Source organism: Micromonospora sp. AB353 (assembly GCF_049538395.1).
Taxonomy (GTDB): domain Bacteria; phylum Actinomycetota; class Actinomycetes; order Mycobacteriales; family Micromonosporaceae; genus Micromonospora; species Micromonospora aurantiaca.
The window spans coordinates 40,160-66,708 of the sequence record NZ_JBMVFV010000002.1 but is presented as its reverse complement, the minus strand read 5'-3'; the positions used below and the strand labels follow the sequence as shown (position 1 = coordinate 66,708).

The 26,549-nt window shown below is 74.8% G+C and carries 24 protein-coding genes; 17 read left to right on the top strand and 7 right to left on the bottom strand.

Annotated elements, in window-relative coordinates; translation table 11 throughout:
- Positions 1-76 precede the first annotated feature (76 nt).
- The 11 genes from ACPCK6_RS01420 (at position 77) to ACPCK6_RS01370 (ending at position 11,908) form a co-directional block, all read left to right on the top strand.
- Entirely contained in the window at positions 77-1,300 is a 1,224-nt protein-coding gene (locus ACPCK6_RS01420) for a PucR family transcriptional regulator (protein WP_423480101.1), read from the top strand.
- Between the two features lie 106 nt (positions 1,301-1,406).
- A complete protein-coding gene (locus tag ACPCK6_RS01415) occupies positions 1,407-2,411 on the top strand; it encodes an Acg family FMN-binding oxidoreductase (protein WP_423480100.1) in 1,005 nt (334 codons plus the stop codon).
- Positions 2,408-3,082 (top strand): serine/threonine-protein kinase, encoded by a 675-nt coding sequence (locus ACPCK6_RS01410; RefSeq protein WP_423480099.1) that lies wholly within the window; start codon positions 2,408-2,410, stop codon positions 3,080-3,082. Before ACPCK6_RS01415 ends, ACPCK6_RS01410 begins: the two co-directional genes overlap by 4 nt.
- Positions 3,083-3,832: 750 nt before the next feature.
- Complete coding sequence (locus ACPCK6_RS01405; RefSeq protein ID WP_423480098.1) at positions 3,833-5,161, top strand: DegT/DnrJ/EryC1/StrS family aminotransferase; 1,329 nt, start codon at positions 3,833-3,835, stop codon at positions 5,159-5,161.
- A complete protein-coding gene (locus tag ACPCK6_RS01400) occupies positions 5,158-6,339 on the top strand; it encodes an MFS transporter (RefSeq protein WP_423480097.1) in 1,182 nt (393 codons plus the stop codon). The genes ACPCK6_RS01405 and ACPCK6_RS01400 overlap by 4 nt, the downstream gene beginning before the upstream one ends.
- On the top strand, positions 6,336-7,307 hold the full coding sequence (locus tag ACPCK6_RS01395; protein ID WP_423480096.1) for a sulfotransferase: 972 nt from the start codon (positions 6,336-6,338) through the stop codon (positions 7,305-7,307). Before ACPCK6_RS01400 ends, ACPCK6_RS01395 begins: the two co-directional genes overlap by 4 nt.
- Before the next feature lie 4 nt (positions 7,308-7,311).
- Positions 7,312-8,142, top strand: coding sequence for an SDR family NAD(P)-dependent oxidoreductase (locus ACPCK6_RS01390; protein WP_423480095.1), 831 nt, complete (start codon positions 7,312-7,314; stop codon positions 8,140-8,142).
- A gap of 29 nt (positions 8,143-8,171) precedes the next feature.
- Entirely contained in the window at positions 8,172-9,011 is an 840-nt protein-coding gene (locus tag ACPCK6_RS01385) for a class I SAM-dependent methyltransferase (protein ID WP_396881564.1), read from the top strand.
- 14 nt (positions 9,012-9,025) lie between these two features.
- Positions 9,026-9,904 (top strand): family 3 encapsulin nanocompartment shell protein, encoded by an 879-nt coding sequence (locus ACPCK6_RS01380; RefSeq protein ID WP_423480094.1) that lies wholly within the window; start codon positions 9,026-9,028, stop codon positions 9,902-9,904.
- Positions 9,905-9,917: 13 nt separating this feature from the next.
- Positions 9,918-11,198 carry an NAD(P)/FAD-dependent oxidoreductase gene (locus ACPCK6_RS01375; RefSeq protein ID WP_423480093.1) on the top strand — a complete coding sequence of 427 codons (1,281 nt, stop codon included), beginning with the start codon at positions 9,918-9,920 and terminating at the stop codon, positions 11,196-11,198.
- Entirely contained in the window at positions 11,195-11,908 is a 714-nt protein-coding gene (locus ACPCK6_RS01370; RefSeq protein ID WP_396881561.1) for an aspartate/glutamate racemase family protein, read from the top strand. The genes ACPCK6_RS01375 and ACPCK6_RS01370 overlap by 4 nt, the downstream gene beginning before the upstream one ends.
- Positions 11,909-12,132: 224 nt before the next feature.
- Here the strand turns inward: ACPCK6_RS01370 and ACPCK6_RS01365 are convergent, their stop codons facing one another.
- The gene (locus ACPCK6_RS01365; protein WP_423480092.1) at positions 12,133-12,822 is read right to left on the bottom strand and encodes a hypothetical protein; all 690 of its coding nucleotides are present in this window, start codon (positions 12,820-12,822) and stop codon (positions 12,133-12,135) included.
- 374 nt (positions 12,823-13,196) lie between these two features.
- Between ACPCK6_RS01365 and ACPCK6_RS01360 the strand changes: the two genes are divergently transcribed.
- Together ACPCK6_RS01360 and ACPCK6_RS01355 are read left to right on the top strand one after the other, a co-directional pair.
- Entirely contained in the window at positions 13,197-15,992 is a 2,796-nt protein-coding gene (locus tag ACPCK6_RS01360; RefSeq protein ID WP_423480091.1) for a helix-turn-helix transcriptional regulator, read from the top strand.
- 177 nt (positions 15,993-16,169) lie between these two features.
- The gene (locus ACPCK6_RS01355; RefSeq protein ID WP_194800084.1) at positions 16,170-16,706 is read left to right on the top strand and encodes a hypothetical protein; all 537 of its coding nucleotides are present in this window, start codon (positions 16,170-16,172) and stop codon (positions 16,704-16,706) included.
- Positions 16,707-16,716: 10 nt separating this feature from the next.
- Here ACPCK6_RS01355 and ACPCK6_RS01350 read toward each other — a convergent pair whose 3' ends face one another.
- Both ACPCK6_RS01350 and ACPCK6_RS01345 read right to left on the bottom strand, forming a co-directional pair.
- Positions 16,717-17,772 carry an acyl-CoA dehydrogenase family protein gene (locus ACPCK6_RS01350; protein WP_423480090.1) on the bottom strand — a complete coding sequence of 352 codons (1,056 nt, stop codon included), beginning with the start codon at positions 17,770-17,772 and terminating at the stop codon, positions 16,717-16,719.
- A gap of 15 nt (positions 17,773-17,787) precedes the next feature.
- Positions 17,788-18,927, bottom strand: a complete 1,140-nt coding sequence (locus ACPCK6_RS01345; RefSeq protein WP_423480089.1) for an acyl-CoA dehydrogenase family protein — start codon at positions 18,925-18,927, stop codon at positions 17,788-17,790.
- A gap of 132 nt (positions 18,928-19,059) precedes the next feature.
- Between ACPCK6_RS01345 and ACPCK6_RS01340 the strand changes: the two genes are divergently transcribed.
- Positions 19,060-19,320 (top strand): hypothetical protein, encoded by a 261-nt coding sequence (locus tag ACPCK6_RS01340; protein WP_318335040.1) that lies wholly within the window; start codon positions 19,060-19,062, stop codon positions 19,318-19,320.
- Positions 19,321-19,357: 37 nt separating this feature from the next.
- Here the strand turns inward: ACPCK6_RS01340 and ACPCK6_RS01335 are convergent, their stop codons facing one another.
- Positions 19,358-19,966 (bottom strand): NADPH-dependent FMN reductase, encoded by a 609-nt coding sequence (locus ACPCK6_RS01335; RefSeq protein WP_216933419.1) that lies wholly within the window; start codon positions 19,964-19,966, stop codon positions 19,358-19,360.
- Positions 19,967-20,160: 194 nt separating this feature from the next.
- Here ACPCK6_RS01335 and ACPCK6_RS01330 point away from each other — a divergent pair, with 194 nt between their 5' ends.
- Together ACPCK6_RS01330 and ACPCK6_RS01325 are read left to right on the top strand one after the other, a co-directional pair.
- Complete coding sequence (locus tag ACPCK6_RS01330; protein ID WP_396881556.1) at positions 20,161-21,249, top strand: phosphotransferase family protein; 1,089 nt, start codon at positions 20,161-20,163, stop codon at positions 21,247-21,249.
- 12 nt (positions 21,250-21,261) lie between these two features.
- Positions 21,262-22,260 carry a DUF7064 domain-containing protein gene (locus ACPCK6_RS01325; RefSeq protein WP_396881555.1) on the top strand — a complete coding sequence of 333 codons (999 nt, stop codon included), beginning with the start codon at positions 21,262-21,264 and terminating at the stop codon, positions 22,258-22,260.
- A 1-nt stretch (position 22,261) separates the two neighbouring features.
- On the opposite strand, the gene ACPCK6_RS01320 is transcribed toward ACPCK6_RS01325, so the two are convergent.
- Positions 22,262-23,971 carry a carbamoyltransferase C-terminal domain-containing protein gene (locus ACPCK6_RS01320; RefSeq protein ID WP_135243910.1) on the bottom strand — a complete coding sequence of 570 codons (1,710 nt, stop codon included), beginning with the start codon at positions 23,969-23,971 and terminating at the stop codon, positions 22,262-22,264.
- A gap of 2 nt (positions 23,972-23,973) precedes the next feature.
- Complete coding sequence (locus ACPCK6_RS01315) at positions 23,974-24,237, bottom strand: acyl carrier protein (RefSeq protein WP_167796881.1); 264 nt, start codon at positions 24,235-24,237, stop codon at positions 23,974-23,976.
- 141 nt (positions 24,238-24,378) lie between these two features.
- On the opposite strand from ACPCK6_RS01315, the gene ACPCK6_RS01310 reads away from it, so the two are divergent.
- Positions 24,379-25,026 carry a GNAT family N-acetyltransferase gene (locus ACPCK6_RS01310; protein ID WP_423480088.1) on the top strand — a complete coding sequence of 216 codons (648 nt, stop codon included), beginning with the start codon at positions 24,379-24,381 and terminating at the stop codon, positions 25,024-25,026.
- A 12-nt stretch (positions 25,027-25,038) separates the two neighbouring features.
- Here the strand turns inward: ACPCK6_RS01310 and ACPCK6_RS01305 are convergent, their stop codons facing one another.
- Positions 25,039-26,361 carry an acyl-CoA dehydrogenase family protein gene (locus ACPCK6_RS01305; protein ID WP_396881552.1) on the bottom strand — a complete coding sequence of 441 codons (1,323 nt, stop codon included), beginning with the start codon at positions 26,359-26,361 and terminating at the stop codon, positions 25,039-25,041.
- Between the last annotated feature and the right edge of the window lie 188 nt (positions 26,362-26,549).

Below are 26,549 nucleotides of genomic sequence, written 5' to 3'. Positions count from 1 at the left end.
GCGTGACCGCCCGATCGCATAACATCTTGACCGGCAAAGGTGAAACAGCCGCAGGTTTTTGTTCGGAGGGAACAACATGACGTCGGAGGCCGGCACGGGGCAGCGCGCCGCGCACCTCAACCTCGACGCCGGGGTGGCGGAGACGCTGCGCGCCCGGCTGCCGATGGTGGCCGAGCGGACGGTCTCCGCGATCACCGCCGAGGTGCCTGACTACTCCGGCGCGCTCACCGGGGCCATGCGGGCGAAGATCGAAAACGCGGTACGCATCGCGCTCGGCACGTTCCTGCAGCTCATCGAGGGTACCCAGGCGTTCGACCCGAGCACTCCCCTGGCCCCGGCGCTGGAGGCCGCGTACGCGCTGGGCAGCGGCGAGGCCCGCTCGGGGCGCAGCATGGACGCGCTGCTGGCCGCGTACCGGGTGGGCGCCCGGGTGGCCTGGCGCGAGGTGTCGACCACGACGGTCCGCAGCGGGCTGGCCGCCGAGACGGTGGCCGAGTTCGCCGAGCTGATGTTCGCCTACATCGACGAGCTGTCCGCGGCGAGCGTGGCCGGGCACGCCGACGAGCTCGCAAGCGCCGGCCGGATGCGCCGCCGCAGCCTGGAGCGGCTCACCCAGCAGTTGCTGGCGGGCGAGCCGGAGGAGTCGTTGCGGCGCAGCGCGGAGCGCGCCGACTGGCCGCCGCCGCAGACCCTCACGGTGGTGCTGCTGCCGCGCCGGCACCTGCGCGCGGTGCTGGCGCTGCTCAGCCCGTACACCCTGGAGAGCGGCGAGGACCTGCCCGGCGTGAATTCGGTCGAGGAGCTGGCCGTACTGCTGGTGCCGGACATGCACGGCGGGCGGCGCCGCCAGCTCACCCGGCTGCTGCACGGGCACCGGGCGGTGCTCGGCCCGGCCCGGCCCTGGCACCGGGTCGCCGCGTCGTACCAGCGGGCCACCCGGGCGCTCGCGCTCGGCCTCGGCGAGGTGGACGCCGGACCTGTCGACACCGAGCGCCACCTGGCGACGCTGCTGCTCAGCATGGACCCGGAGGCCCTGGCCGACCTGCGCGCGCAGGCGCTCGCACCGCTGGCCGCGCTGCCCCCGGCCACCGCGCAGCGGCTCGCCGAGACGCTGCGGTCGTGGCTGCTGCACCAGGGACGCCGCGACGACGTGGCGGCCGACCTGTTCGTGCACCCGCAGACCGTCCGCTACCGGATGGGCAAGCTGCGGGAGCTGTTCGGCGACCGGCTGCACGACCCGGCAACGGTCCTCGACCTGACCATCGCTCTGGCCGTACCCCCGGAGCCGGAGGAGGCCTGACGCCGCGCCGGGGCGCACGGCCCGGTGCGGCCGGGACCTCCGGCCCTGTCCGCCCGCGACGGCGGCGAGCAGGGTCGGAAGGGGACGAGCAACCAGGAGGGCCGCCATGAACAGCTCATCGACCCGCACCGAGCAGGACCCGAGAGTACGGGTGCTGGAGGCGGCCGCCCGGCAGTCCCTGCACGCCCCGTCGGTGTTCAACACCCAGCCCTGGCGCTGGCGGGTCACCGGCGACGCGCTGGAGCTGCGCGCCGACGCGGACCGGCAACTCGCCCACACCGACCCGGACGGCCGGCTGCTGATGCTGAGCTGCGGGGCCGCCCTGCACCACGCGCGCGTGTCGCTGACGGCGGTCGGCTGGGCGGTCACCGTGGAGCGGCTGCCCGACCCGGCCGACCCGTCGCTGCTGGCCCGGGTGCGTACCACCGGCCCGGCCGACCTGGACGTGCCGGCGGGCCGCCTGGTCGACGCCATTCCGCGCCGCCGCACCGACCGGCGGGCGTACGGGGACCGGCCGGTGCCGGAGGCGGTGCTGGCCCGTCTCGGGGACGCCGTGGAGGCCGAGGGCGCGCACCTGCACGTGGTCCGGCCGGACCAGATGCCGATGCTCGCCGTCTCCACCGGTCGCGCCGCCGACGCGGAGCTGGCCGACCCCGCGTACCGGGAGGAGCTGCACCGCTGGACCCACCGCCCGGAGGGCAGCGGCGACGGGGTGCCCGCCGCCACCGCCGTGCGGCCGTCCCCGCGCCGGGTGCCGGTGCGCGACTACGCCCCCGGTGGGGCGGCCGGGCTCAGCGCGGGCGCGGACTTCGACCGGGGCGCGGCGTACCTGATCCTGTTCGGCGAGTCCGACGAGCCGGCCGCCTGGCTGCGTGGCGGCGAGGCGCTGTCGGCGCTGCTGCTCACCGCCACCGCCGAGGGGCTGGCCAGCGCGCCGCTCAGCGACGCCGTGGAGCTGGCCTGGCCGCGCCGGATGATGCGCGACCTGCTGGCCGGCATCGGTGACCCGTACCTGGTGGTACGCGTCGGCTGGGGCCCGGACGCGGAGCTGCCGCCGGCGCCGCGCCGCGCGCCGGCCGACGTCATCGAGGTGGTGGACCAGCCGCGATGACCCGGCGCGGTCCGGCGGGCCGGCGCTGGTTCGTGAAGCGGGCCGGGACGCCCGCGGCGCGTGAGTCGCTGACCCGCGCGCTGGGCCTGCACGCCGCGGTCCGGCACCCGGCAGTGGTCCGGCCCGAGCTGGTCCGCGACGGCACCGACGGCCCGACACTGGTGTACCCGTGGTGCGACGGCGTCGTGCTCAACCACGCCACCACCGGTGGCGGCAGCGACCGGAGCGGGCTGGCCCGCTTCCAGCGGCTGCCGGTCGCCGAGGTACGCGCCGCACTGGACATCGTCCTCGACGCCCACCTGGCCGTGAGCGCGGCCGGGTACGTCGCGGTCGACCTGTACGACGGATGCTTCCTCTACGACTTCGACGCCCACCTGATGCGGCTGATCGACCTGGACGAGTACCGCCCGGGGCCGTTCGTGCTCGACTCCGACCGGCTGCCCGGCTCCCGTCGTTACCTGTCGCCCGAGGAGCTGACCCGGGGCGCGACGATCGACGAGCGCACCACGGTCCACGCGCTGGGTCGTACGCTGCACCACCTGCTCGACGGCCCGTCCGGCTGGCGGGGCACGGCCGCCGAGCGCGCGGTGGCCGACCGGGCCGGCCGGTCCGATCCGGCGCAGCGGTACGCCACTGTGGCCGCGATGGTTCGGGACTGGCGAGCCGCCTGATCCACCGGCCTCGTCAGGCCGGGTCTCGACGCCCCGCGCCCACCCTTGCGGGTAACTTTCCGTTACAGCAGCCCGAGTCGGCGGCGAATCACGGAGGGTGACGGAGATTTCCGGGGTCGAATGGGTTGAATTGTCCGCCACATGCTCCTGAACAGCGACGATGCGCGGAGAGTCGAGAGCTGGACGCATACCCCATCGCGCCCTTTGCTCTGCAGCCACGTACGCAGCAGTGGCCGTGAGTCACCGATGCGCCGATGGCTGCAGAGCAAAGGGCGCGGGGTGAGTTCCGCCCCGGAGCCGCGGAGGTTACTTTCGGTGACGGCCGATCCAGGCGGCGGCCGGACCCCGGCACGACCGGATCCCGCCCGATCGGGCGCGTGCAACCAGGCCGCACACGATCGAGCCCGGTGCGACCAAGCCCCGACGGGGTGGCGCCACGTTCGGCGGCGGGAGGCGAGGCGCCGCAGCGGCGGATCAGCGGGCCGGCAGCGACAATTCCGCATAGTCCACTGTCGGCACGGCCCGGCGCCGAACATATTCACGTCTATCTGTTGACGCGTACGGGATCGACGACAATCATTACTCTCGCTGGATCGACGTACCATGAATGTCGGATCTGGTGGCATTTCTTACCCCTCGACGGGATCGCGCCGGGACCGCGATTCCGCCGGGCGACCATGCCCGGCGCGCACCCCGGCCAATCCTACCGAGCAAATAGGAATTGTCGCCGCTCGCCCGAGGAGTCCGCCGGTGGACGGGAACAACGACGCTCCCGCACCGAGCCCGTCGAGGCCGGTGCAGAACGGCTCTGAGCTGCCCGAACAGCTCGCCTTGCAGGGCGGGCAGCCGGTGCGGCGTACGCCCTGGCCGACGTACGACAAGGGCGCGGTGTTCGTGCACAGCGAGGACGAGGACGCGGCTATTCGCGCCGTCCGCAGTCACCTCTACTTCCGATATGACCACCGGCCGCCTCATGAAACCGAATGCGGGCGGTTCGAGGACGAACTGTGTCGTTATTTCGGCACCCGGCACGCGCTGGCCGTTTCCAGCGGTACCGCCGCACTGGCGCTTGCCCTGATGGGCGCCGGAGTGCCACCGGGCTCATTGGTGGCCTGCCCCGGATTCACTTTCGTCGCCACCCCCAGCGCCATTGTGCTGGCCGGTTGCCGGCCATTACTGGTCGAGGTGGACGACGACCTGCGGATGGACCTCGACGACCTGCGCCGCCGCTGGCGGCCCGAGATCCGCGCCGTCATGGTCGTCCACATGCGCGGCTTCGCCGCCGACGTCGAGGCGCTGTCCGCGTTCGCCGCCGAGATGGGCGTGCCGCTCATCGAGGACGCGGTGCCGGCACTCGGCGCCGAACTCAACGGGCGCAAGCTCGGCACGTTCGGGGCCGCCGGGGCGTTCAGCACCCAGTCCGACAAGGCGCTCAACTGCGGTGAGGGCGGCTTCCTCATCACCGACGACAGCACGCTGTTCGCGCGGGCGGTGGCGCTGTCCGGGGCGTACGAGGGGCGGCTGCGGCGGCACTTCCCGCACGGCGAGCCGCCGCTGACCGGTCTGGACCTGCCGCTGCTGAGCCTGCGGATGGACGAGATCCGGGCGGCCCTGCTGCGCGCCGAGCTGACCCGGCTGCCACAGCGGCTGGCGCTGTTCCACCGCAACTACGCGCACGTCAGCGCCGCCCTGGCCGGGCTGCCCGGGATCGCGGTGCGGCGGCCGGTCGCGCCCGGGGCGTACCTCGGGGAGGCGTTCGTGTTCCGCGTGCCCGGCGGCGACGCGGGCTGGGGCGACGCGGGCTGGTTCGCCCGCGCGCTGCGGGCGGAGGGGATCGACGCCCGCAACATCGGCGCCGACGACGATCTGAACGTGCGGGCGTTCTGGAACTGGCGGTTCCTGTACGACAGCGCCGACCCGGGCGAGATCCGCGCGACGCTGCCGCGCACCGCACGGCTGCTGACCGAGACCGTCGACGTGCCGCTGTCGTCGAACCTCACGTCCGAGGACTGCGACGACCTGGTCCGCGCGGTCCGCAAGGTCGCCGCCGCCCGTGAGACCGCCCTGGTCGGCTCGTGACCGGCGCGCCCAGCCCGGCCCGGCCGCTGCCCCGGCTCGCGCTGGCCGGGCTGCTCGGCGGACTGTTCACCGGCTACCTCGGACTGACAGCGGTGATCCCGGTGCTGCCCGGCTTCCTGCGCGAACGGCACGACGCCGGTGACCTCACCGTCGGCGTGGTGGTCACGGTGACCGCGGTGACCGCGCTGCTGGTCCGGCCGGTCGCGGGCGCGCTCGCCGACCGGCACGGCCACCGCACGGTGATGCTGGCCGGGGCGCTCGTGGTGGCCGGCGGCGGCCTGCTCTACCTGGCCCCGCTGAGCGTGCCCGCGCTGGTCGCGGTCCGGCTGCTGCTCGGCGCCGGTGAGGCGGCGCTGTTCACCGCCGGTGCGGTGTGGATCGTGCAGCTCGCCCCGCACGAGCGGCGCGGTCAGCTCATCGGCCTGTACGGGGTGAGCATGTGGGGCGGCATCTCCGCCGGCACGTTCCTCGGCGCCACCGTGCAGCAGGCCGGCTATCAAGCGGTGTGGCTGCTCAGCGCGGCCGCCCCGGCGGTCGGCGCGGCGCTCGTCGCGCTGGTGCCCGCGCCGGCGCGTGCCGCACCCGCGGCGAAGGGCGCCGGGCTGCTGCTGCGCCCGGCGCTGCTGCCCGGCATCGCGCTCACCTTCGGCGCCGCCGGGTACGCGGGCCTGGCCGCGTTCGTCGTGCTGCACCTGGACACGCGGGGCATCGGCCACGGCGTGGTGGTGCTGAGCGTCTTCAGCGCCGTGTACGCCGGCACCCGCCTCGTCATCGGGCACCTGCCGGACCGCCTCGGCCCGCGCCGGGTGGCCACCTGGTGCGGGGTGGGCGAGGCGGTCGGCCTGCTGGTCATCGCGGTAGCGCCGAACCTGCCGGTGGCGGTGGCCGGCAGCGTGGTGATGGGCGTCGGGTTCTCCCTGCTGCACCCGTCGCTGGCGCTGATGGTGATGAACCGCACCGACCCGGCGCGGCAGGGCGCGGCGATCGGGGCGTACACCTCGTTCTGGGATCTGGGTCTTGCGGTGTGGGGGCCGGCGACCGGCCTGGTCGCGGCCGGTCTCGGCTATCCGGCGGTGTTCGTCGCGGGCGCGGCCGGCGCGGCCGTCGCCGCCGCGATGGCGCTGCGCATCGGCCGGGTCGCGCCCGCGCCGGCTCCGGCGGAGGTACGCGCGGCATGAGCACACCGGTGACCGTCCTGAGTGTCAACGGCTGGTGCCGGAACGGCAGCACCATCATCGGCAACGTCCTCGGCGAGGCACCCGGTGTGGTGCACGTCGGTGAGCTGCACTTCCTGTGGAAGAACTCGACCGGGCGCGGAGTGAACGACAGGTGCGGCTGCGGCGCCGCGCTGACCACGTGTCCGCTGTGGTCCGCGGTGCTGCCGCTGGGCCGTCCGGCCGGGACGTCGGCGGACACGCACGCCGCCGAGGTGATCCGGCGGCAACGGGCCCGGCTGCGGACCCGGCACACGTGGCGGATGCTGCGCCGGGGCGCGTACGACGCGGACACCCGGGCGCACGCCGAGCTGCTCGGCGCGGTCTACCGGGAGGTGGCCGCGCGCACCGGTGCCCGCGTCATCGTGGACAGCACCAAGATCCCCGGCGAGTCGGCGTTGCTGCCGCACGTGCCGGGCGTCGAGGCGTACTGGCTGCACCTGGTGCGCGACCCGCGTGCGGTGGCGCACTCGTGGCGGGAGCCGAAGGAGTACGTCTACGCGATGTCGGCGGCGCGCAGCACTGCGTACTGGCACGGGTTCAACCTCGCGTCGGCGGCCATTAACAGGCGGTACCCGGACCGGTCGGCGTTCCTGCGCTACGAGGACTTCACCGCCGACCCGGCCGGCACGATCGGCGACCTGCTGCGGCTGGTGGGCGTGGATCCGGCGGCCAACCCGGTGCGGGAGCGGACCGTCGAGCTGCGCGGCAACCACACGGTCACCGGCAACCCGGACCGGTTCCGGACCGGCCCGACCGTGATCCGGGACCGTGACGACGGCTGGCGGCGCACGCTGACCGGCCGGCAGCGGCTCGCCGTGGCGGCGCTGGCCTGGCCACTGTCCACTCGGTACGGCTACCGGTCTGGCGGGCCGGACGGCGACCCGGCGTACCCCGGCGCGGCGGCCCGCGTCGGCGAGACGGAGAGGTGAGGACGTGGATCTGGGGCTCAAGGGCCGGGTGGCGCTCGTCGCCGGCGGAACCAGCGGCATCGGGCTGGCCTGCGCGAAGGAGTTCGCCGCGGAGGGCGCGCACGTGGCGGTCTGCGGGCGTGACCCGCAGCGGCTGGCCGCCGCCGAGCGGGAGCTGACGGCGGTGGCCTCCGGCCGGGTCAGCGCGACCGGCGTGGACCTCGCCGACACCGGCGCCGCCGCCCGCTGGGTGGACCGGGTCGCCGCCGAACTGGGCGGCGTGGACGTGCTGCTGGTCAGCGGCGGTAGCCCACCCGTGGGCACCGCCACCGGCTTCGGCACCGACGACTACCGGGCGGCCGTCGACCGGGTGCTGCTGCCGGCGATAGCGGTGTCGCTCGCCGCGCTGCCGCACATGCGCGCCGCCGGCTGGGGCCGGCTGCTGCTGGTGGCCTCCGAGACCGCCTGCGTGCCGATCGGCCCGCTCGTGCTGTCCGGGGTGACCCGGGCGGCGCTGGTCCGCTTCGCCCAGGGCCTCGCCGTCGACGTGGGCCGCGACGGCATCACCGTGAACGTGCTGGCGCCCGGCGGGGTGCGGACTCCACCGATGGAACGCGCCGCGGCCCGGCTCGCCGGTGCGGACGGCGACGTCGAGGCGCGGCTGGCCGCGATGGGCCACCACAGCGCCGTCGGCCGGCTGGCCCGGCCAGAGGAGGTCGCCGCGGTGGCCGCGTTCCTGGCCGGTGAACGCGCGTCGTACGTGACCGCCGGGGTGCACCTGATCGACGGCGGCGCCGCCGCCACCGGCCCCGACCTGCCCCACCTCACCGGCGTCCGCAAGGACACCTACGCCTGACCCACCGACCGCCGCACAAGGGAGTGCCCATGTCCACGACCAGCCGGTTCACCGAGCGGGACGTGTCCGAGTTCTTCGACCAGACCACGCAGACGTACCTCAGCTTCTGGGACAGCGAGGGCGTGCTGCACACCGGCTACTTCACCGGGGAGGACGACGGCGACTACCACGCGGCGGCCGACCGGACCTCCGACATCCTCGCCGCCGACGCCGGGATCGACGCCTCGGCGAACGTGCTCGACGTGGGCTGCGGCTGCGGCAACTTCCTGCTGCGCCTGGCCGAGCGCACCGGATGCCGGGGCGAAGGGCTGGACCTGAGCATCGAGCGGGTGCGCTTCGCCGAGCAGCGGCGCGCCGAGCGGGGCGCCTCGCTCCCGGTGTCGTTCCGGCACGGCTCGGCCACCGCCCTGCCGTACGACGACGGCACGTTCACGCACGTGGTCAGTCAGGACGCGCTGTTCCTGGTGCCGGACAAGCCGCGCAGCCACGCCGAGATGTTCCGGGTGCTCGCCCCCGGCGGGGTGCTCGCGGTGTCCGACTTCCTCCAGCCCACCGAGCGGATCGGCGAGGCGGCCCGCCGGCACGTCTACGACCGGGTGCGCTGGAACGACGGCTACTCGCTCGACGGCTACCGCCGGGCGCTGAGCGAGGCCGGGTTCGTGGACGTCGTCGCGCGCAGTCTCGACGCGCACATCAGGCAGACGTACCGCGTGCTGGGCCGCACCGCCCGGGAGCGCGCGGAGACGACGGCGGACGAGGCGGCGCGGACCTGGATCCTCGGCTTCGCCGACTCGTGCGACGAGATCCAGGCGGCGATCGACAGGGGCGAGTTCGGCTGGGGCATGTTCGTCGCCCGCAAGCCGGCCTGAGGGAGGGACAGCAGATGTCGCAGCGCACCGACACCGTGAAGCGGACGATCGCCGAGGTGGTCGCCGAGCGGAAGACGCAGATGTCGCCCGGCGCGACGTTCGTCGAGGCGTTCGCCAAGGACGGCTTCGACACCAGCGTCGACTACGACGTGACGATCACCGACTCGCTCACCAGTTCCCGGCGCAAGCCCCGCTACCCGTCGCGGAACATGCTCAAGGTGGTGGACCTGTCCCGGGATCCGCAGGACTACTACTGGCACGAGAGCCCGCCCCGCCCGGACGATCCGGCGGTGGACGGCGCGGACCTGCGCCGGGAGGCGGCCAACCACTGCCACCGCTCCCCCATCCCGCCGCTGCTCACCACCACCGCGTGGGTGCAGGTGCCGGACACGCTGTGGGAGGATCCGGTCAGCTTCGCGCAGTTCATCGACTACCGGCTGGTGGTGCGGCTGGCGACGGCCGAGAACCACACCATCCTGCGCGGCGAGGGCGGGCTGCTGACCATGCCGGACCTGGGCCGGCTCACCGACCCGGGGCCGTTCGCGTCCACCATCCTGGCCGCGTGCAACGAGGTCGAGCAGATGGGCAGCACCGCCGACGGGCTGATCATCAACCCGGCCGACTACTACCGGCTGCTGGGCAGCGGCTCGCTGATGCGGGACGTGGAGGACAACGGCGTGTTCATCGTGCGTACCCGGCTCGTCGATCCGGGCACCGCGATCGTCGGCGACTTCGGCCACGGCGCGCTGCTGTTCGACGCCGGCCGGTCCACCATCGGGTTCGCCGAGCCGCCGCCGGGCACGTTCGCCGAACCCGGGGTGGCGCTGCGTGCCGAGATCTGGGAGCGGGTCGTGGTGAACCTGCCCACCTGCTTCTTCGTCGTGACGCTCTGACCGGCGGCGACTGATGACGACGCCGGGCCGTGCCGACCCCGACGTGCTGGTGGTCGGCGCGGGCGTGGTGGGTCTGTGCTGCGCCTGGTTCCTGCGCCGCGCCGGGCTCAGCGTGACCGTGGTGGACCGGGGCGAGGTCGGCGACCCGGCGGCCTGCTCGGCCGGGAACACCGGTTTCGTCGGCACCCAGGGCTCGGCGCCGCTGGCCGAGCCGGGGGTGCCGGCGACCGGGATCCGCTGGCTGTTCAGCCCGCAGAGCCCGTTCGCGGTCCGGCCCCGGCTCGACGGCGCGCTGCTGGCCTGGCTGTGGCACTTCCGCCGGCACTGCACCGAACGGCACGCCCGCGCCGGGTTCGAGACGCTGCTCGCGCTCAAGCAGCGCAGCCTCGCGCTGCTGCGCGAGATCTGCGCCGAGGACGAGCTGGCCGGGACGCTCACCGAACGCGGCATGATCCTCGCCTGCCACACCGAGCAGGGGTACGCGAAGGCGCGCCGGACGATCCCGGCGGCGACCGCGCGCGGCGTGCCGTTGCGCGAGCTGGACCGGGCCGAGCTGGCCCGGCTGGAACCCGGCGTCGACTTCGAGGTCGCCGGGACGCTGCTCAACGAGGAGGGCGCGGCGCTGCGCATCCCGGCGTTCCTGGTGGCGCTCGCGGCGGCGCTGCGGGCGCGGGGCGTGGACGTCGTCACCGGGGCGGAGGTACGCGACTTCGAGGTGACCGGGCGGCGGGTACGCGCGGTGCGCACCAGCAGGGGCGAGCTGCGCCCGGCCGAGGTGGTGATCGCCGCCGGGGTGTGGTCGGCGGTGTGCGCCCGGATGCTCGGCGTCGCGCTGACGCTGCAACCGGCGAAGGGCTACACCGTCACGCTGCCCGCCGGGCCGGGCACGCCCACCCGCCCGGTGCTGCTCAGCGAGGGCAAGGTCGCGGTGATGCCGCTGGGTGACCGGGTACGCGTCGGCGGCACGCTGGAACTGTCCGGGCTGGACACGTCGATCTCGCCGCGCCGCGTCGACGGGATCCTGCACACCGCGCGGCGGTACCTGCCGGCGCTGGACACCGGCCGCCGGCTGGACGTGTGGAGCGGCCTGCGGCCGTGTACCCCGGACAGCCTGCCGCTGATCGGGCGGGCCGGCGGCTACGACAACGTCAGCGTGGCCACCGGGCACGGGCACATCGGGATGGGTCTGGCACCGGCCGGTGGGCAACTGCTCGCCCAGCTCGTCTCCGGCGCCGAGCCGGACCTGCCGCTGGAGACGTTCGCGGTGGACCGCTTCCAGAGGGGGATCTCGTGAACGACCGGCCGGAGATCGGCGTGCTCTGCCTCGACACCAGCTTCGACAAGATCCCCGGGCACATCCGCAACCCGGACACGTTCGACTTCCCGGTCCGCTACCGGGTGGTGGAGGGCGCCACACCGCAGCGGCTGGTCCGCGAGGCCGACCCGACGCTGCTGCGACCGTTCGTCGACGCGGCCCGTGACCTGCAGGCGGCCGGGGTCGCCGGGATCACCGGGGCGTGCGGGTTCCTCGTGCTGTTCCAGGCCGAACTCGCCGCCGCGGTGCGCGTGCCGCTGTGGTCGTCGAGCCTGGTGCAACTGCCGATGGTGCACCGGATGGTCGGGCGTCCGGTCGGGCTGCTGGTCGCCGACGAGGCCGCGCTGACCCCGCGTCATCTGGCCGCGATCGGTGCCGCCGACGTGCCGGTGGCGGTCACCGGCATGGCCGGGCAGCCGGAGTTCCGCGAGGTGATGCTGGAGGGGCGGCGCGACGCCCTGGACGTCGAGCGGCTGGCGGCCGAGGTGGACGAGCGGGTCGACGCGCTGGCCGGCGCGCACCCGGATCTGGGGGCGCTGGTCGTCGAGTGCACGGACCTGGTGCCGTTCGCCCACCGGATCCAGGCGCGGCTGGGTGTGCCGGTGTTCGACATCGTCACGCTGACCACGATGGCGTACGCGAGCCTCACACGGCGGCCGTACCACCGGAAACGGCGCGGACCGCAATGAGGAGCTGTCGGAGAACTGCGCCGGAAACCGCCGGTTTCGTACCCGTCCGGGGTGCAACGACAACGGGCGCCGCTGACGTGCGGCACTTCCGCCGATTGGTCAATAATTGCGGCCGGAAGAAGTGGGCAAATGCCTGGAACAACTGTTCCGTGGGTGCGCTCCCGGGCTCCCGAAACGACGCAGGGTGAGCCGGTGGTGGCAGTTTCGGTGTACGGTCGCCGCGGTCAGCCGCACCAGTCGTAACCGGGCGCGCGGCGGGTGCGGTGCGCCCGCAACGGGACGCCGGAGGTGACGGCGAGCACGGCGCGCCTCGCGGTCGCCTCGATCCGCCGGCTGTCCGCCCCGGTGAGGCCGATCTGGTTGAGCAGACACCGCAGCGGGGTGGTCAGCTCGTCCGGTCCGCCGGCCACCGGGACGATCCCCGACCGGCGCAGCACCCCGGTCCACCGCGCCACCCAGCCGCGCCCCTCGGCGAGCAGCCCGGCCACGCCGCGCAGCCGCGCCGGCACCCCGGGTGGTGGCGACTGCAACCACTGCACGCAGTGTGGACAGGCGTCCGGCCCGGCCGGCTCGGCGGCTGCCGGGCCGGGGTACGCGGCGGCGACCCCGGCGCACAGGAACGTGGCGAGGGCGAGATCGCAGCCCGTCCGGATCCGCGCCGGGCGGGTGGCGGTCGCCGCGATGATCTCCAGGGCGAGCGCGCTGGACTGCTCCCGAAGGTCGGTGTGGCGTACCGGCAGCGCGCCGGGCTCGGGGCACACGGTCACCGGCCGGCCGGCGCTGCGGCCCGCGAGCACGAGACCGGCCAGCCGGGCCCGGACCACGCCGGGGTCGGTGCAGCGGCCGTGCACGTGGACGTCGGCGGAACCGCGCCGGTCGTAATACCAGCCGGTAACCTCGCCGCTTCGGTGCATACCCGAAAAGAGCGGACCGATACCCCTCGTCAGAAAGGAGTCGGCATGGGTCGAACGGCCCGGTAACGGACAGTGCAACAGCACCCAGTCACCGGTTTCCTGACCTCGTTTGCGCATGGGCGAACCCTTTCCGCGAAACACCGCGACCAGTGTCGATCGCCGGCCCGTCGTCGACAGTGGGGGAAACCCCACATTGCATCGGGGCGTTAGGGTCGTGGCGTCAACAACCGTCGATTACGCCGGTATCCGGCGCAACGGCGCGCCCGCCCGGCGCCGTGCCGTGCAGCGGCACATCATGGACGGCGACGCCCAGGCGGAGCAGGCCGGGGTCGGGCACCCGCCCGGCGCACGTCCCGAAAGGATGCAGGTGTCCGATGGCGAGCCTCGACGACGACCCGGAGGGTGCCGAACCGGCGTCGTTCGTGGGCCGGGCACCCCTGCTGGCGGCCGCCCGCCGGGCCGTCACCGCGGCGGCCGACGGCACGTCCACCGTCCTGGAGCTGCCCGGCGCGCCGGGGATCGGGAAGACGGCGCTGCTCGAACGCTGCGGGCGCCTCGCCCGCGCCGCCGGACTCACGGTGCTGTCAGCGGTCGGGCGCGCCCCCGCGACGTACGCGATGCTCGCCCCGCTCTGGCGCTCCCACGACGGCGCGCGCGGCACCGGCCGGCGTGACCCGAGGTCACGGCTGCTCGCGGCGCTCGCCGCCGGGCACAGCCGGCAGGGCGGCCCGATGCTGCTGGTCGACGACGCGCACCTGGCTGACGCGTCCTCACTGGAGCTGGTCGGCGAGCTGGTCCGCAATCCGCCGGCCGGGCTGATCCTCGTGCTGGCGTACCGGCTGGCCCGGATGTCCGCCCCGCTCGCCGCGGCCCTGGCGGTGACGAGCGGCCGGCACGAACGCCTGGAGGTGCCGCCGCTGTCGGTGGTCGAGGTCGGGCGGATGCTGGCCCAGCCGTGTCACCGCGCGGAGCGCATCCACGCGCTGGGCGGGGGCAACCCGCTGTACAGCCAGGCGTACCGGCACCTCGACGACGACTGCCTGGACCCGAGCCGGCACCAGCCGGTCGACCTGGCCGAGGCGCTGCCGCCCGAGGTGGTGCGGGTGCTCGCGCCGGAACTGGCGCTGCCGCCGGCGGAACGGGCCGTGGCCGAGGCCGCCGCGGTGCTCGGAGTGACATTCGACCCGACGCTGATCGCCGCCATGTGCGAGCTGGACCCGCAGGACTGCCAGGACCTGACCGACCGGCTCGTCGCCCGCGAGGTGCTGCGCGCCGATCTGCACGAGGAGCCGGCGCTGCGGTTCCGGCACCCGGTGCTGTGCGCCGCGGTCTACCAGCAGGTGCCGCCGGGACGCCGCCGCACGCTGCACGCCACCGCCGCCCGGGTGCTGCGCGAGCTGGGCCATCCCCCGCCCGCGTACGCCGACCACCTGGCCCGATCGGCCCGCCCGGGCGACACGGACGCCGCCCGTACGCTGCTCTCCGCCGCCGGTCATCCGTTCGTGCCGGCGGCGGACACCGTGCGCTGGCTGTCGGTGGCCGCGCGTCTGGCCCCGTCGGCGTCGGCGCGCTCCGGGCTGCCCCCGGCCGAAGGGCTGCACCTGGCCGACGCGCTGGTGCGCGCCGGCCGGGTTGCCGACGGGCGGGGCGTGCTCCAGGACGTCGCGGCCCGGTCGGACGGGGACGTACGGGCGGAGGCGGTCCTGGCCCAGGCCCGGGTGGAACGGCTGCGCGGGCAGAGCCGCCTCGGGTACACGCTGCTGCGTGACCTGATGCCGGAGCCGCACACCGCACCGCTGCCCGGACGGCTGACCGCCGCCGTCGCCGCGGAACTGGCGATCTGCGGGGCGCTGGCCGGTGAGCGGGAGGCGGCCCGCTACGCCGCGCTGGCCCGGCGGGCCGGCGGGTCGGCCGGCCGCCCGGTGGAGGCGGCGTGGTTCGGGGTGGTCTCGGCGTTCGCCGCCTGCTACGTGCCGAGCACAGTGGACGTGACGGCGACGGTGGCCGACGCCACGGCGGCCGCCGACGCCTCGACCGACGCCGAGCTGAGCACCCACCTGGACGTGCTGGCGCTGCTCGGCTGGGTGGAGTTGCTCCAGGGCCGCGAGACGCGCGCGATCCGGCACTTCGACCGGGCGCTGCGCATCGCCACCACCGCCCGCAACGACGTGCTGGTGCCGTACCTGCGCAGCGGGCGGTCCTGCGCCGCCCGCCAGCTCGGCCTGCTGGACCAGGCGCGCGCGGACGCCGTCGAGGCCGAACGGTACGCCGACCGGCTCGAGCTGGACACCATGCACCGGTTCGCGCGCATCATGCGTACCGCCGTCGTGTACTGGCAGGACGGGCCGGCCGCGGCGCTGCGCCTGGCCGAGCCGGTCGTGCGCAGTTCGGCCGACGACTGGTTCGGCTCGGTCGTCCAGCGCATCCACGCGCAGATGCGCGACGAGTGCGCCGACCGCGCCAACACGCTGACGTTGCTGATCCGGGCCTGCGGCGGGACGACGCTGCGCGCGGTGGACGTGTGCCACCGGCCCTACTGGGCCGCGACGCTGTCCGGCGCGGCCCGGCGGCGGGGCGACGTCGAGGAGGCCCGGCGCTGGGTGCAGCAGGCCGAACGGCACGCCGGCGCGTGTGACCTGCCGGGGCAGCAGGCGCACGTGGCGCTGGCCCGGGCGCGGATCGCGATGGCCACCGACCTGCCCGCGGCGGCGGCCGGCGCGGCCGGCGCGGCCGAGGCGTTCGCCCAGCTCGGCTGGCCGCTGGAGGAGGCCGCCGCGCGTCTGGTGCACGCCAAGGCGCTGGACGGGCTGCACGACTGGCAGGCCGCCGAGGCGAGCCTGGCCCAGGTGCGCCGCATCGCCGAGGCGTGCGGCGCCCGGATCCTGCACCGGGCCTCGATCAGCGCGCAGAGCCGGTTGCTGGGCCGGGCCGGTCGTGCCGGCCGGCGGACCTCCGGGCCGCCGGCCGACATGCCGACGCTGACCCGCCGGGAACGGGAGATCGTCCAGCTCATCGCGACCGGCATGAGCAACAGCGAGGCGGCGGAGCGGCTCTACGTCACGGTCAAGACCGTCGAGGCACACCTGACCCGCATCTTCCGTAAGGTCGGGGTGTCGTCACGCTCCGCGCTCATCGCCTCGATGATGGACCCCGGCACCGACGAGTATTGAGTCTCTGTGCTGGGCTCCGGCGATTCCGCGTTCGCCGCTTGGTGTATTGCGTCTTCTGTTCCGCTACGATGTGTCAACCGTGCTTCGACGCAAGCCGCGCACCCTACCTCCGACGCCCGGGCCGCGCCACCGCGGGACCAGAAACTCTGGACCGCAGGTGCCCGAAGAAGGCATGACATGAACGAATACATCGTCACCATCGTCCCCGTCGTCGACGACAGCTTCGCCAGTCCGGCGGTGCAGACGCGGGTCCGCCTCGAACTCGAGGGCGGCCGTCCGACGGTCAAGGAGGTCGTGATCCAGCCGGTCGAGGGCGCGGAGATGCGCGGCGGCGAGCTTCCGTACGTCAATCTCGAACTGCTGCTGTCCGCGTTCATCCCGGGTGCCGCCGGGGACCGGCCGGGCGTGTCGGTGACCGGTGGCGCGCTCCCCCGGGTCAGCACCGGCGCGGCCGAGCCGGCGCGTGCCGAACCGGCGAGCCCGACGGCCGGCCGGTCCCGCAAGGGCGGGCTGAGCCGCAAGCCGTCCGCGACCGCCCGGATCCAGGCCGGGCGGGCGTACCGGCGGGCGCCGCAGGACGACGAGCTGGAGGCGGTCTACCGGCAGACCGGCACGATCGCCGGGGTGGCCGGGCACTTCGGCGTCCCCGCGCACACCGCGCAGGGCTGGATCACCCGGTTGCGCCGCAAGCACTCCGCGGCCACCGACAGCTGAGCCCCGGGCGTCAGGCCGCGGCGAGGACCATCGCGGCCAGCTCGGCCCGCAGATCCGACGCCGTACCGGCGAAGTCCTGGTGCCACAGCGCCCGGCGGTACCAGCGATGGGCCGGATGCGCCCAGGTGAACCCGGCCGCGCCGAGCGTCTGGATCGCGGCCTCGGTGGCGGTGAGCGCCGCCTCCCGCGCGGCCAGTGCCGCCGCGACGACCTCCGGCTCCATGCCGGGCTCCCGCTCCGCGACGCACCAGGCGGCGCGGTAGGCGAGCGACCGCGCCGTCTCGATCCGGGCGTACGCCTGGGCGAGCGGGTGCGACACCGCCTGATTGGCGCCGATCGCGCGGCCGAACTGCACCCGGTCGCGGGCGTGGGCGACGGCGATCTCGTGGGCCCGGCGGGCGATTCCCACCGCCTCGCAGGCGAACAGCGCCAGCGCCAGCCGCCGGGTGTCGGCCAGTACCCGGCGGGCGTCCAGCCACAGATCCTCCGCCGGCGCGCCGGCGAGGTCCACCCGGCACTCGGCGCGGGTGGCGTCCCACGGCGCCGGCAGCGGCACGCGACGGGTCGCCGCGAGGTCGGCGAGGTACAGGCCGGGGCCGTCGGGCCCGCGGGCGACCACCACCGCCGAGGTGGCGGCCAGGCCGTCGACGACGCGTTCCTTGCGGCCGTGCAGCCGGACCGCGTCCCGGTCCGGTACCGCCCGGCATCCGGGCAGGTGCGCCTCGTCGAGACGGGCCCGCCCGGCGGGTGCCTCCGCCCACGCCAGCGCCACCGGGCCGGCCGGCGGCTGACCGGCGGCCCGCAGCGCCGGGCCGGCCAGCGCGACGGTGGTCAGCCAGGGCTCGCGGTGCAGCCCGTAGCCGCACTCCTCGGCGAGCACGCCCCACTCGACCGCGCCGAGGTCGGCGTCGAGCCAGCCGAGCGTGCCGAGCGTCTTCCAGGCGGCCTCGCGCCGGGCCGGGTCGGTCTCCGGGACACCGGCGGCGTCGGGGGGCTGCTGCTCGGCCAGATACCGGCGGGCGGTCTCGGCGAGGGCGAGTTGTTCCGGGGTGAACGCGAAGCGCACGGTCCCTCCACGGGTTCAGCGTGATCGGGGCAGGCCGAGCACGCGCTCGGCGAGGACGTCGCGCAGCACCTCGCTGGTGCCGCCCTCGATGGTGTTGCCCCGGCTGCGCAGCAGGCGGTCCCGCCACAGCGCCGTGGCGTGTTCGTCGGCCGCGGCGACCTCCGCGCCCAGGTGCGCCAGCCGCTGGTTGGCCTGCGACCAGAGCAGCTTCACCACCGAGGTACGGGGACCGGGTTCGCCGCCCTCGGCCAGCTCGGCCAGCAGCCGCAGGTTGGTCCAGCGCAGCGCGGTCAGATCCGTCCAGACGCCGGCGAGGCGGTCGCGGACGCCCGGGTCGTCGGCCAGCGGGGAGGTCCGCAGCAGCGCGACGAACTGGCGCAGGTGCTCCTCCAGCCGGGCGGTGAGGGTGAAGCCGAACGTGCCGCGCTCGTGGGCCAGGGTCGTCATCGCCACCCGGAACCCGTCACCGGGCTCGCCGAGCACCGCGTCGGCCGGCACCCGCGCGCCGTCGAACGAGATCTCCGCGAAGTCGGCGCGCCCGGTGATCTGCCGCAGCGGCCGTACCGTCACGCCCGGCGTCCGCAGGTCCACCAGCAGGCAGGTGAGTCCGCGGTGGCGTTGTCCGCCGGTACGTGCCAGCAGCAGGCAGTGGTCGGCGACGGCGGCGTACGAGGACCACAGCTTCTGCCCGTCGACGACGTAGGCGTCAGCGTCGAGTCGCGCGGTGGTGGCCACGGCGGCCAGGTCGCTGCCCGCCTCGGCCTCGGAGAAGCCCTGGCAGAACAGCAGGTCCCCGCGCATGATGCCGGGCAGGTAGCGGGCCCGTTGCGCGGGCGTGCCCCAGGCGACGACCGTCGGGCCGACCATGCCCAGCCCGATCACGCCGGCCTGTTCGGTGGCGCCCCGGCGGGCCGACTCCTCCAGGAAGATCGCCTGGTGCCCGAGCGGCAGCCCCCGGCCGCCGTACTCGACCGGCCAGCCCAGTCCGGCGTAACCGGCGGCGTGCAGGCGGCGCGCGTACGTGGTCAGGAAGTCCCTGTCGAACCAGCGGGCCCGGGCGGCGGCCGGGTCGTCCACGGCCGGGACCGCCTCCGCGAGCCAGGCACGGGCCCGGGCCCGGAAGGCGGCCTCGTCGGGCGAGTCACGCAGGTCCATGGCCGGACGCTAGCCGAACCGCCCAGCAAAGGCGAGATACACGAAGCGACAAGGCATGACAGGCGGCACCGGCTCTCCTAGGATCACTGGCGGATCCGGGCCGCCGAACGCCCCGGTCGAGAGGAGCATCGGGTGACCGACACCGAGACCGCCGGCCAGCGCCCCGGCGCCGGAACGCTGAGCTTCGCCCGCGACATCCGGCCGCTGTTCCGCGAGATGGACGTGGCCGAGATGACGTTCCTGCTGGACCTGACCAGCCTGGACGACGTCCGGGACTACGCCGAGTCCATCCTGGAGCGGGTCGCGGACGGCTCCATGCCCTGCGACGCGCCGTGGGAGGCGGAGAAGGTCGAGCTGTTCCGCACCTGGATCGCGCAGGGCATGGCCGCCTGACCGGTCCGGAGCCGGGCCGGGCCGGCTCCGGACCGCCCTACACGAACGTGAGCAGGGACGGATCGGGCAGCATCGGCAGGATCGGATCCGCGACCGCCGGCAGCACCCCGGCCAGGACCGGCGCGGCCGCCGAGCACCACCGCCCCACCACGTCGTCGAGCCGGTCGAACTGCGACTCCAGCACGGACAGCCCGGGCACCGGCACGCTGGCGTCCAGCGCCAGCAGCAGCGGCCGCAGGTGGCTGTCGACGGCGTGCTGGTCGGCCGCGCGCGCCGCGGTCATCACCGGCACCGCCACCGTCGCGCCCAGCGCCCGCCGGGGAAGCGGGTCCACGAACAGCTTGAGCAGCCCGGTGTAGGAACCCTTGAACGTGGGCGTGGCCACCAGCAGCAGCCGGGCCGACGTCACCTGCCGGTACGCCTCGGCGAGCGCCGCCGGCGGCGGCTGCGCCCAGTCGGCGGTGGCAAGCAGCGGGGTCAGCCCCGACAGGTCCACCACGGACGGCTCGGCCAGGCGTACGCCGCGCGCGGCCAGGCACTCCACCAGTGTGTCCGCCGCCCGGCGCGCCACGTTCGCGGTGCGCGACCCGGCACGCGGGTTGCCCAGCAGGACCGTCACCGGGTGCGGCCCGTTCGACTCGATCACCACACGGCTCCCCTCGCGCCACCGGCCCGGACGGGGCGACGGCGGTCCTCCGCGCCGGTGCACCCGGCGGGTTCACGTCGCTATCCTCGCCGATGACGCATCAGTGTCGATACGAGATACGGAGTGCGAGTGCCGATCGCGCGCATCCTCCAGGCCGTCGTCCGTCCCCGCGCCGCGTCACCGGCCGGGCCCCGATGAGCGCCCCCGCTCCGGTGACCGTGCCGGTGCGCCCGTTCCGGGAGCCCGGACTGGTCACCCCCGGCCGCCTCACCGAGGTGCTGGTCGCCGCCGGCGCCGCCGCGCCCGGTGACCGGGTCGACGCGGTCACCGCCACCCCGCTCGGCCTGGGCAAGCTCGGGCACAACGTCCGGTACGAGCTGGCCTGGGCCGGCGGGAGCGGACCGGCCAGCGTCGTCGGCAAGTTCCCGGCGCTGGACGAGCGCAGCCGCCACACCGGGCAGGGCAGCGACGCGTACCGCCGGGAGGTGGCGTTCTACCGGGAGCTGGCCGGCGCTCTGCCGCTGCCGGTGCCGCGCTGCTACGCGGCCGGGTACGACGAGTCCTCCGGCGACTTCGTGCTGCTGCTCGGTGACGCCGCGCCGGCCCGCCCCGGCGACCAGCTCACCGGCTGCACCGTCGACGAGGTGGCGACCGTGCTGACCGGGCTCGCCGCGGCGCAGGCCGTCCACTGGGACCGCCCGGCGCCCGGCTGGCTGCCGGTACGCGGCGCGGACGGCGGACGGCGGCTGGGCGCGGCGTACCGGCTCACCGCCGGGGCCTTCACGGAACGCTTCGGCGACCTGCTCTCCCCCGCCGCGATCGGCGTCGTGGAGGCGCTGCGCACCCGGATCCGGGGCTGGGTGCGGGCGGACCGGCCGCCGCTGACGCTGCTGCACGGCGACCTGCGGGTGGACAACCTGCTGTTCACCGACGGCCCGGAACCGGCGGTGACGGTGGTGGACTGGCAGACCGTCCAGCTCGGACCGGGGCCCAGCGACGCCGCGTACCTGGTCGGCGGCAGCCTGCCCACCGACGTGCGCCGGGCACGGGAGGCGGAGCTGTTCGCGTCGTACCACGACGCCCTGCGCGCCGCCGGGGTGCGGTGGAGCCGCGACGAGTGCTGGCGCTCGTACCGGGTGAACACCGTCGCCGGCCTGCACATGACCGTCGTCGGGGCGATGCTCGTCGCCCGCGACGGGCGCGGCGACGCGATGTTCGTGGCGATGGCCGAACGGCACGCCGCGCACGTCACCGACCTCGACGCGCTGACCCTGCTGAGCTGAGATCGGAGCGCGATGGACATCCTCACCGCCGCGGACGAGGACTTCGTCCACTTCACCCGCCCGCCCGGCCCGCGCCTGCCCCGGGCGTACCGGCACTGGCGGGAGAGCTACTTCTTCGTGGCCCACCCGGACCGGGCCGACGGCGACGTGCTGCTGGTGACGCTCGGCCACCACCCGTACCGGGGTGTGGTGGACGCGTACGTGATGGTGCGCGTGGACGGACGGCTCCGCTTCGACAGGTTCTCCCGCCCGGCCGGCGGTGACCGGCCGGACCCGGTGGCCGGGCCGGTCGCGGTGACCGTCGAGGAGCCGTACCGCCGGGTCGCCGTCCGCGCGTCCGGTCCCGGCGTGCCGGTGCCGCTGGAGCTGACGTTCACCGCGCGGACCGCGCCGCACGCGCTGCCCCGGGGCGTACTGGACGGCCCCGGCGGCCCGGTGTGGGACCAGCGGCACATGTTCCAGTCCGGCTGGTTCGACGGCGCCTACTGGGTCGACGGGGAACGCCGGCCGGTGCGGCGGTGGTGGGGCCAGCGGGACCACTCGTGGGGCGTACGCGACCACCGCAACGTGCCGGCCTGGATGTGGTTCGCGGTGCAGCTGCCCGACGGCATGCTGGGCCTGTGGTGCTGGGAGTACCCGGACGGCTCGCGGGTGTTCACCGAGGGCTGCTGGGCGCCGGCCGGTGACGCGCCGCCGGTGCCGCTCACCTCGTTCACGCACGAGCTGGACTGGACCGGCGCGGACGGCGTCCCGGTCGGCTACGGCCGCGACGGCGAGGCGGTGACCGGGCTGGCCGGCACCGTCACCACGGCCTTCGCCGACGGCACCACGATCCGGCTGACCGGCGCCGGCGCGTGGTCGGCACGGTACGGCCGGCTCGGCGGCGGCCAGCAGCTGATGGCGGTGCGCACCGACGACGGCCGGACCGGCACGGCCGTCTACGAGATCACCGGTGCGCGGCACCACCGGTTCTTCCCGGTCGCCCGGGCCACCGGGGTGCCGCAGCGGTGAGTCACCCGGCGGCGCCGGCTCCCGGGTCGGCGTCGGAGGTGAACAGCGTCCCGTTCGACCAGACGTACCGGACCTGACCCCAGCGCATCACCGACTCGGCGTCGGGGAAGAACCCGCTGCCGCGGAAGTTGGCGCTGGTGTTGCAGAGCACCGGCACGCCGGTGCTGCGCTCGTACGCGGTCAGCAGCCGCCACATCAGCTCGTTGTCCGGTCCGACGGTCTCCAGGCGGGCGCTGTTGTCGACGTGCGCGACCGCCGGGATGCGGGAACGCCACTGCGGCCGGATCTGGTGGTCGAACAGCATGTACGGGTCGGGTGTGCCCGGGTCGAAGACCTCCGGCGCCCGGTGCTCCAGGCAGATCGGCGCGACCGGGCGGTAGGGCTCCCGGCCCTTCACGGCGTTGAGCCGGTCCTTCATCGCCGCCGAGGTGGGCGGCGCGATGATGCTGCGGTGGCCCAGCGCGCGCGGGCCCAGCTCGGCCCGGCCGCTGACGACCACGACCGGTTCGCCGTGCACCTCCAGGATCTTGGCCAGTTCCTCGATCTCGCAGGGCTGCGCCGACCACCCGGGCGGCGGCTGGCCGACGTCGCGCACGCCGGGCCCGGCGAACACCGACCACTCCAGGTCGGCCCGTCCGGTGCGGCGCACCATCTCGGTGCAGGCCGCGCCGATCGCCGAACCACTGTCGTTGGGGAACGGCGGCACCCAGACGCCGGCGAACCGGCCGCTCGCCCGCAGCCCGGCGTTCCACTTGATGTTGAGCGCGCAGCCGCCGGACAGGCAGATCGGCAGGCCGTCCAGGTCCGGCCGCCGGGACAGCAGGCCGTCGAGCCCGGCCGCGAAGACCCGGAACAGGAACTCCTGGATCGAGCCGACGAGCGCCGCGTCGGACAGGCCGAGCGGCGCGGTGCGGGTGAGCACGCGGCGGCTCCACAGGTACGCCGGGATCGCCGCGTCGACCAGGCCGATCTCCTCGGTCACGGCGGCCATCACGGCCACCGCCTCCTCGCTGACCGTGTCCAGCGCCGCGTACGCCATCGCCTTGCCCGCGATCGGCAGCAACGCCTCCAGGCCGGGGCCGGGATCGTTTGCGCGCCGGGTGCCGTGATCGATCTTGAACGGCGCGAAGTGCGAGCAGAAGATCGGGAACAGCGCGCCGGAGATCGAGCCCACCGGTCCCAGGCACTCCAGGCTCACCCGTTCCGGGTCGAACACGTACAGGCACGGCACCATGCCGCCGTCCCAGACGGTGATCAGCGCGCGCTGCCGCCGGGCGGCGAACGGGCTGGTGCAGTAGCTGGACAGCGCGTGGTCGGTGGCGTGGCTGAAGCTGCGGAACGGCGTCGGCGCCCCGAGCAGCGGCGCGCTGCCGGTCACCCCGGTCAGCAACCGGCCGGCGCCCGGCTCGTCGTGGTAGCCGGCCACCTCGACCGGGTGCAGCGTGCCGGCGGCGTCGGCGACCTCGACCCAGGTCTCGCCCTGCGCGCCGCGCGCCCAGCCGTCCACCGCGACGCCGGCGAGGTCACCCGGGGCCAGCCCGTTGGCGGCGAGCTGGGCGACGATGTCGGCCGCCTCGTGCATGGTGGCGTGCCGGGGCCGGTTCTCCAGCTTCTCCGCCTCGATCGAGAACAGCAGGCGGTTCCCCTCGATGGCGGCGACGCCGCCGTCGTGCGTGAGTTTCAGGCCGCACCACACCTCGGGCGTCGGCATGCTCAACCCGACCGCTGCGCGCTGATGACCGACACGCACTCGTTGACAGTGGGATTCTCGAACAGCAGGAACAGATCGATGACCTCGCCGAACTCCTCGTTGATGCGGTTGCACACCTGCATCAACTGGATGGAGTCGAGGCCGAGGTCGAAGAAGCTCTCGTCGGGCCGTACGTCGACGCCCGCGACCTCCTCGACGATGCCGTGCACGACGGTGGCGGGATCCGCCCTGTTCGTTTCCTGGCCGCTCGCCTGGTCCAAAGCCATCTCGTCTTCCCCACTCCGGTCGGTGCGACAGAACCGAGAACTCCGAGGCAACATAGGTGCCGGATCGCCGCCGCCACAAGGATCACGGACGCCGTCGTCACGCCCCTGCCCGGGCCGCCGCGCCGCTGTTAGCGTGCGCCCGTGACCGACACCAGAGCCGTACCCCGGACCCTGCCCACACTCCAGATACGAGAGCTGCGCAAGGACGACCGACGGCCGGCCGCCGGACTGGTCGCCCGCGCGATGCGGGACAACCCCACCACGTACGCGATGTTCGGCGACGAGCCGCTGGACCGGCTGGCCGGGCTGATGCCCATCTGGACGGCGTTCTTCCACCGTCCCGCGCCGCCGCAGATCGGGGCGTTCTACAAGGGCTGCCTGGTGGGTGCCGCCGCGGCGGTCCCGCCCGGCGGCTGCATCGGCGCCGCGCTCGACAGCGACGCCCGCCGGATCGCGCTCGGTGCGGCGCCGCCGCTGGGCGACCCGGCGCGGGCCGAGTACGTCCGGGCGCACTACGCGATCCACGACCTGGCCGAGCCACACTGGCACGTCGGTCCGGTCGGCGTCGAGCCGCGCTTCCAGGGCCGGGGCATCGGCGAGGCGCTCATGCAGGCGCTGCTCGACGTGATGGCCGGCGACCCGCGCCCCACCTGGGGCGAGACCGACACCGAGGCGAACGTGCGCTTCTACACCGCGCTCGGCTGGGAGCTGACCAAGACCGTCGAGGTCGTCGGCATCCCGCTGTGGTACCTGCGCCGAGACGGCCGGCCGGCCGACCGCACGGGCTGAGGGCCCTCCCCGTCAGCCGGCGGCCGCCGCCGCGCGGGCCGACGCCAGGCTGTCCCGCAGTTCCTCGAACGGGTCCAGGCCCAGCGCGGTACGCCCGACGAACTCCAGCGCCTCCGGCGGCGAGTACGGCTGCATGAACCCGCCCGCGCGCACGTCCCGGTAGAGGCGGTTGAGCAGGTGCCCGGTCCGGTACGACTGGCCGCCGGTCACCGCCATCGCCCGGTCGACCACCGCGGCGGCGGACCGGTTCACGACCAGCTTCGCGACCTGGAAGTCCTCGATGGCGCGGTACGCGTCGGCCGGCTCCACCTCGGCGTCGGGGCGGGCCAGGAACGCGTCGATCGCCTCCGCGGCCCGGCCCAGCGTGGCCCGCGCGACGGCCAGCTCCACCGCCATCTCCGCCACCTGCGACCGCACCGGCGCGCGGTCCGCGAGCAACTGGCCGGAGGGCTGCTGGCGGCGCGTCACGGCCAGCTCCGTCACGTGGCTCATCGCCCGCTCGGCGATGCCCACGTACGCGGCCACGAGCGGGAAGTTCACCGCCAGCAGGCCCGGCCACTCCGTGGCCATCTCCCCCAGTGGGCGGCCGACCAGCACCATGTCCCGCCCGACGACGCAGTCGGTGAAGCGGATGTCGTGGCTGCCCGAGCCCCGCATGCCGAGCGCGTCCCAGGTGCGTTCCACTGTCATCCCCGGTGTGCCGGTGCGCACCACGGCGGTGCCGGCGTTGAACCAGCCCGCGCCGTCGGGCACCCGCAGGAACACCACCACCGTCTCGGCGATCTCGGCGTTCGTGGCGAAGATCTTGTGCCCGTTGATCCGGTAGCCGCCGGGGACCGGCTCGGCAGTCGTACGCGGGAAGCTGATCGCCCCGCCGCCGGGCTCGGTGCCGGCGTGCGACACCACGATGCGGCCCCGGCCGAGCAGCCGCAGCAGCATGGTGAGCTGCGGTGGCGGCTGCGCGGCGGCCCGCCAGCCCCGGGCCGTGCTCCACACGAACCCCAGGTGCATGTTCGCGGCGATCGCGGTGGACGGGCAGCCGCGGGCGAGCCGGGACACCGCGACGACGAGGTCGTGCAGGGACGACACACCGAGGCCGCCGAACTCCTGCGGCGCGGTGGCGGCGAGGAAGCCGCTGGCCTTCATCGCCTCGAAGTTCTCCCGGACGAACGTGTTGTCCCGGTCGTGGTCGGCGGCGCGGGTGGCGAAGTCGGCGGCGTGCTCCTGCGCCAGCTCCACCATCCGCCGGCCGGCCTCGGTGCGGGCGGTCAGCTCACCCGCGTCCGACCGGCACTCCTTGCCCCGCCCGTCCCCGCCGTTGACATCCGGGCCCATGCGTCCCCTCCCGTCGGATGACAGTGCCCCGGCCGGGCGGCCGGCTGTGCAACTGATGCGCATCCGCAGTCGCACCCGGTCACGACCGGGGGGACCTGCGCCCGCGCAGGATCGCAGCCGGGCCCCGCGGGCGGCAACGCTGACCGCTTGCCGGGCCGCGACGGCACCGGCCAAGGTGGAGCGCACCT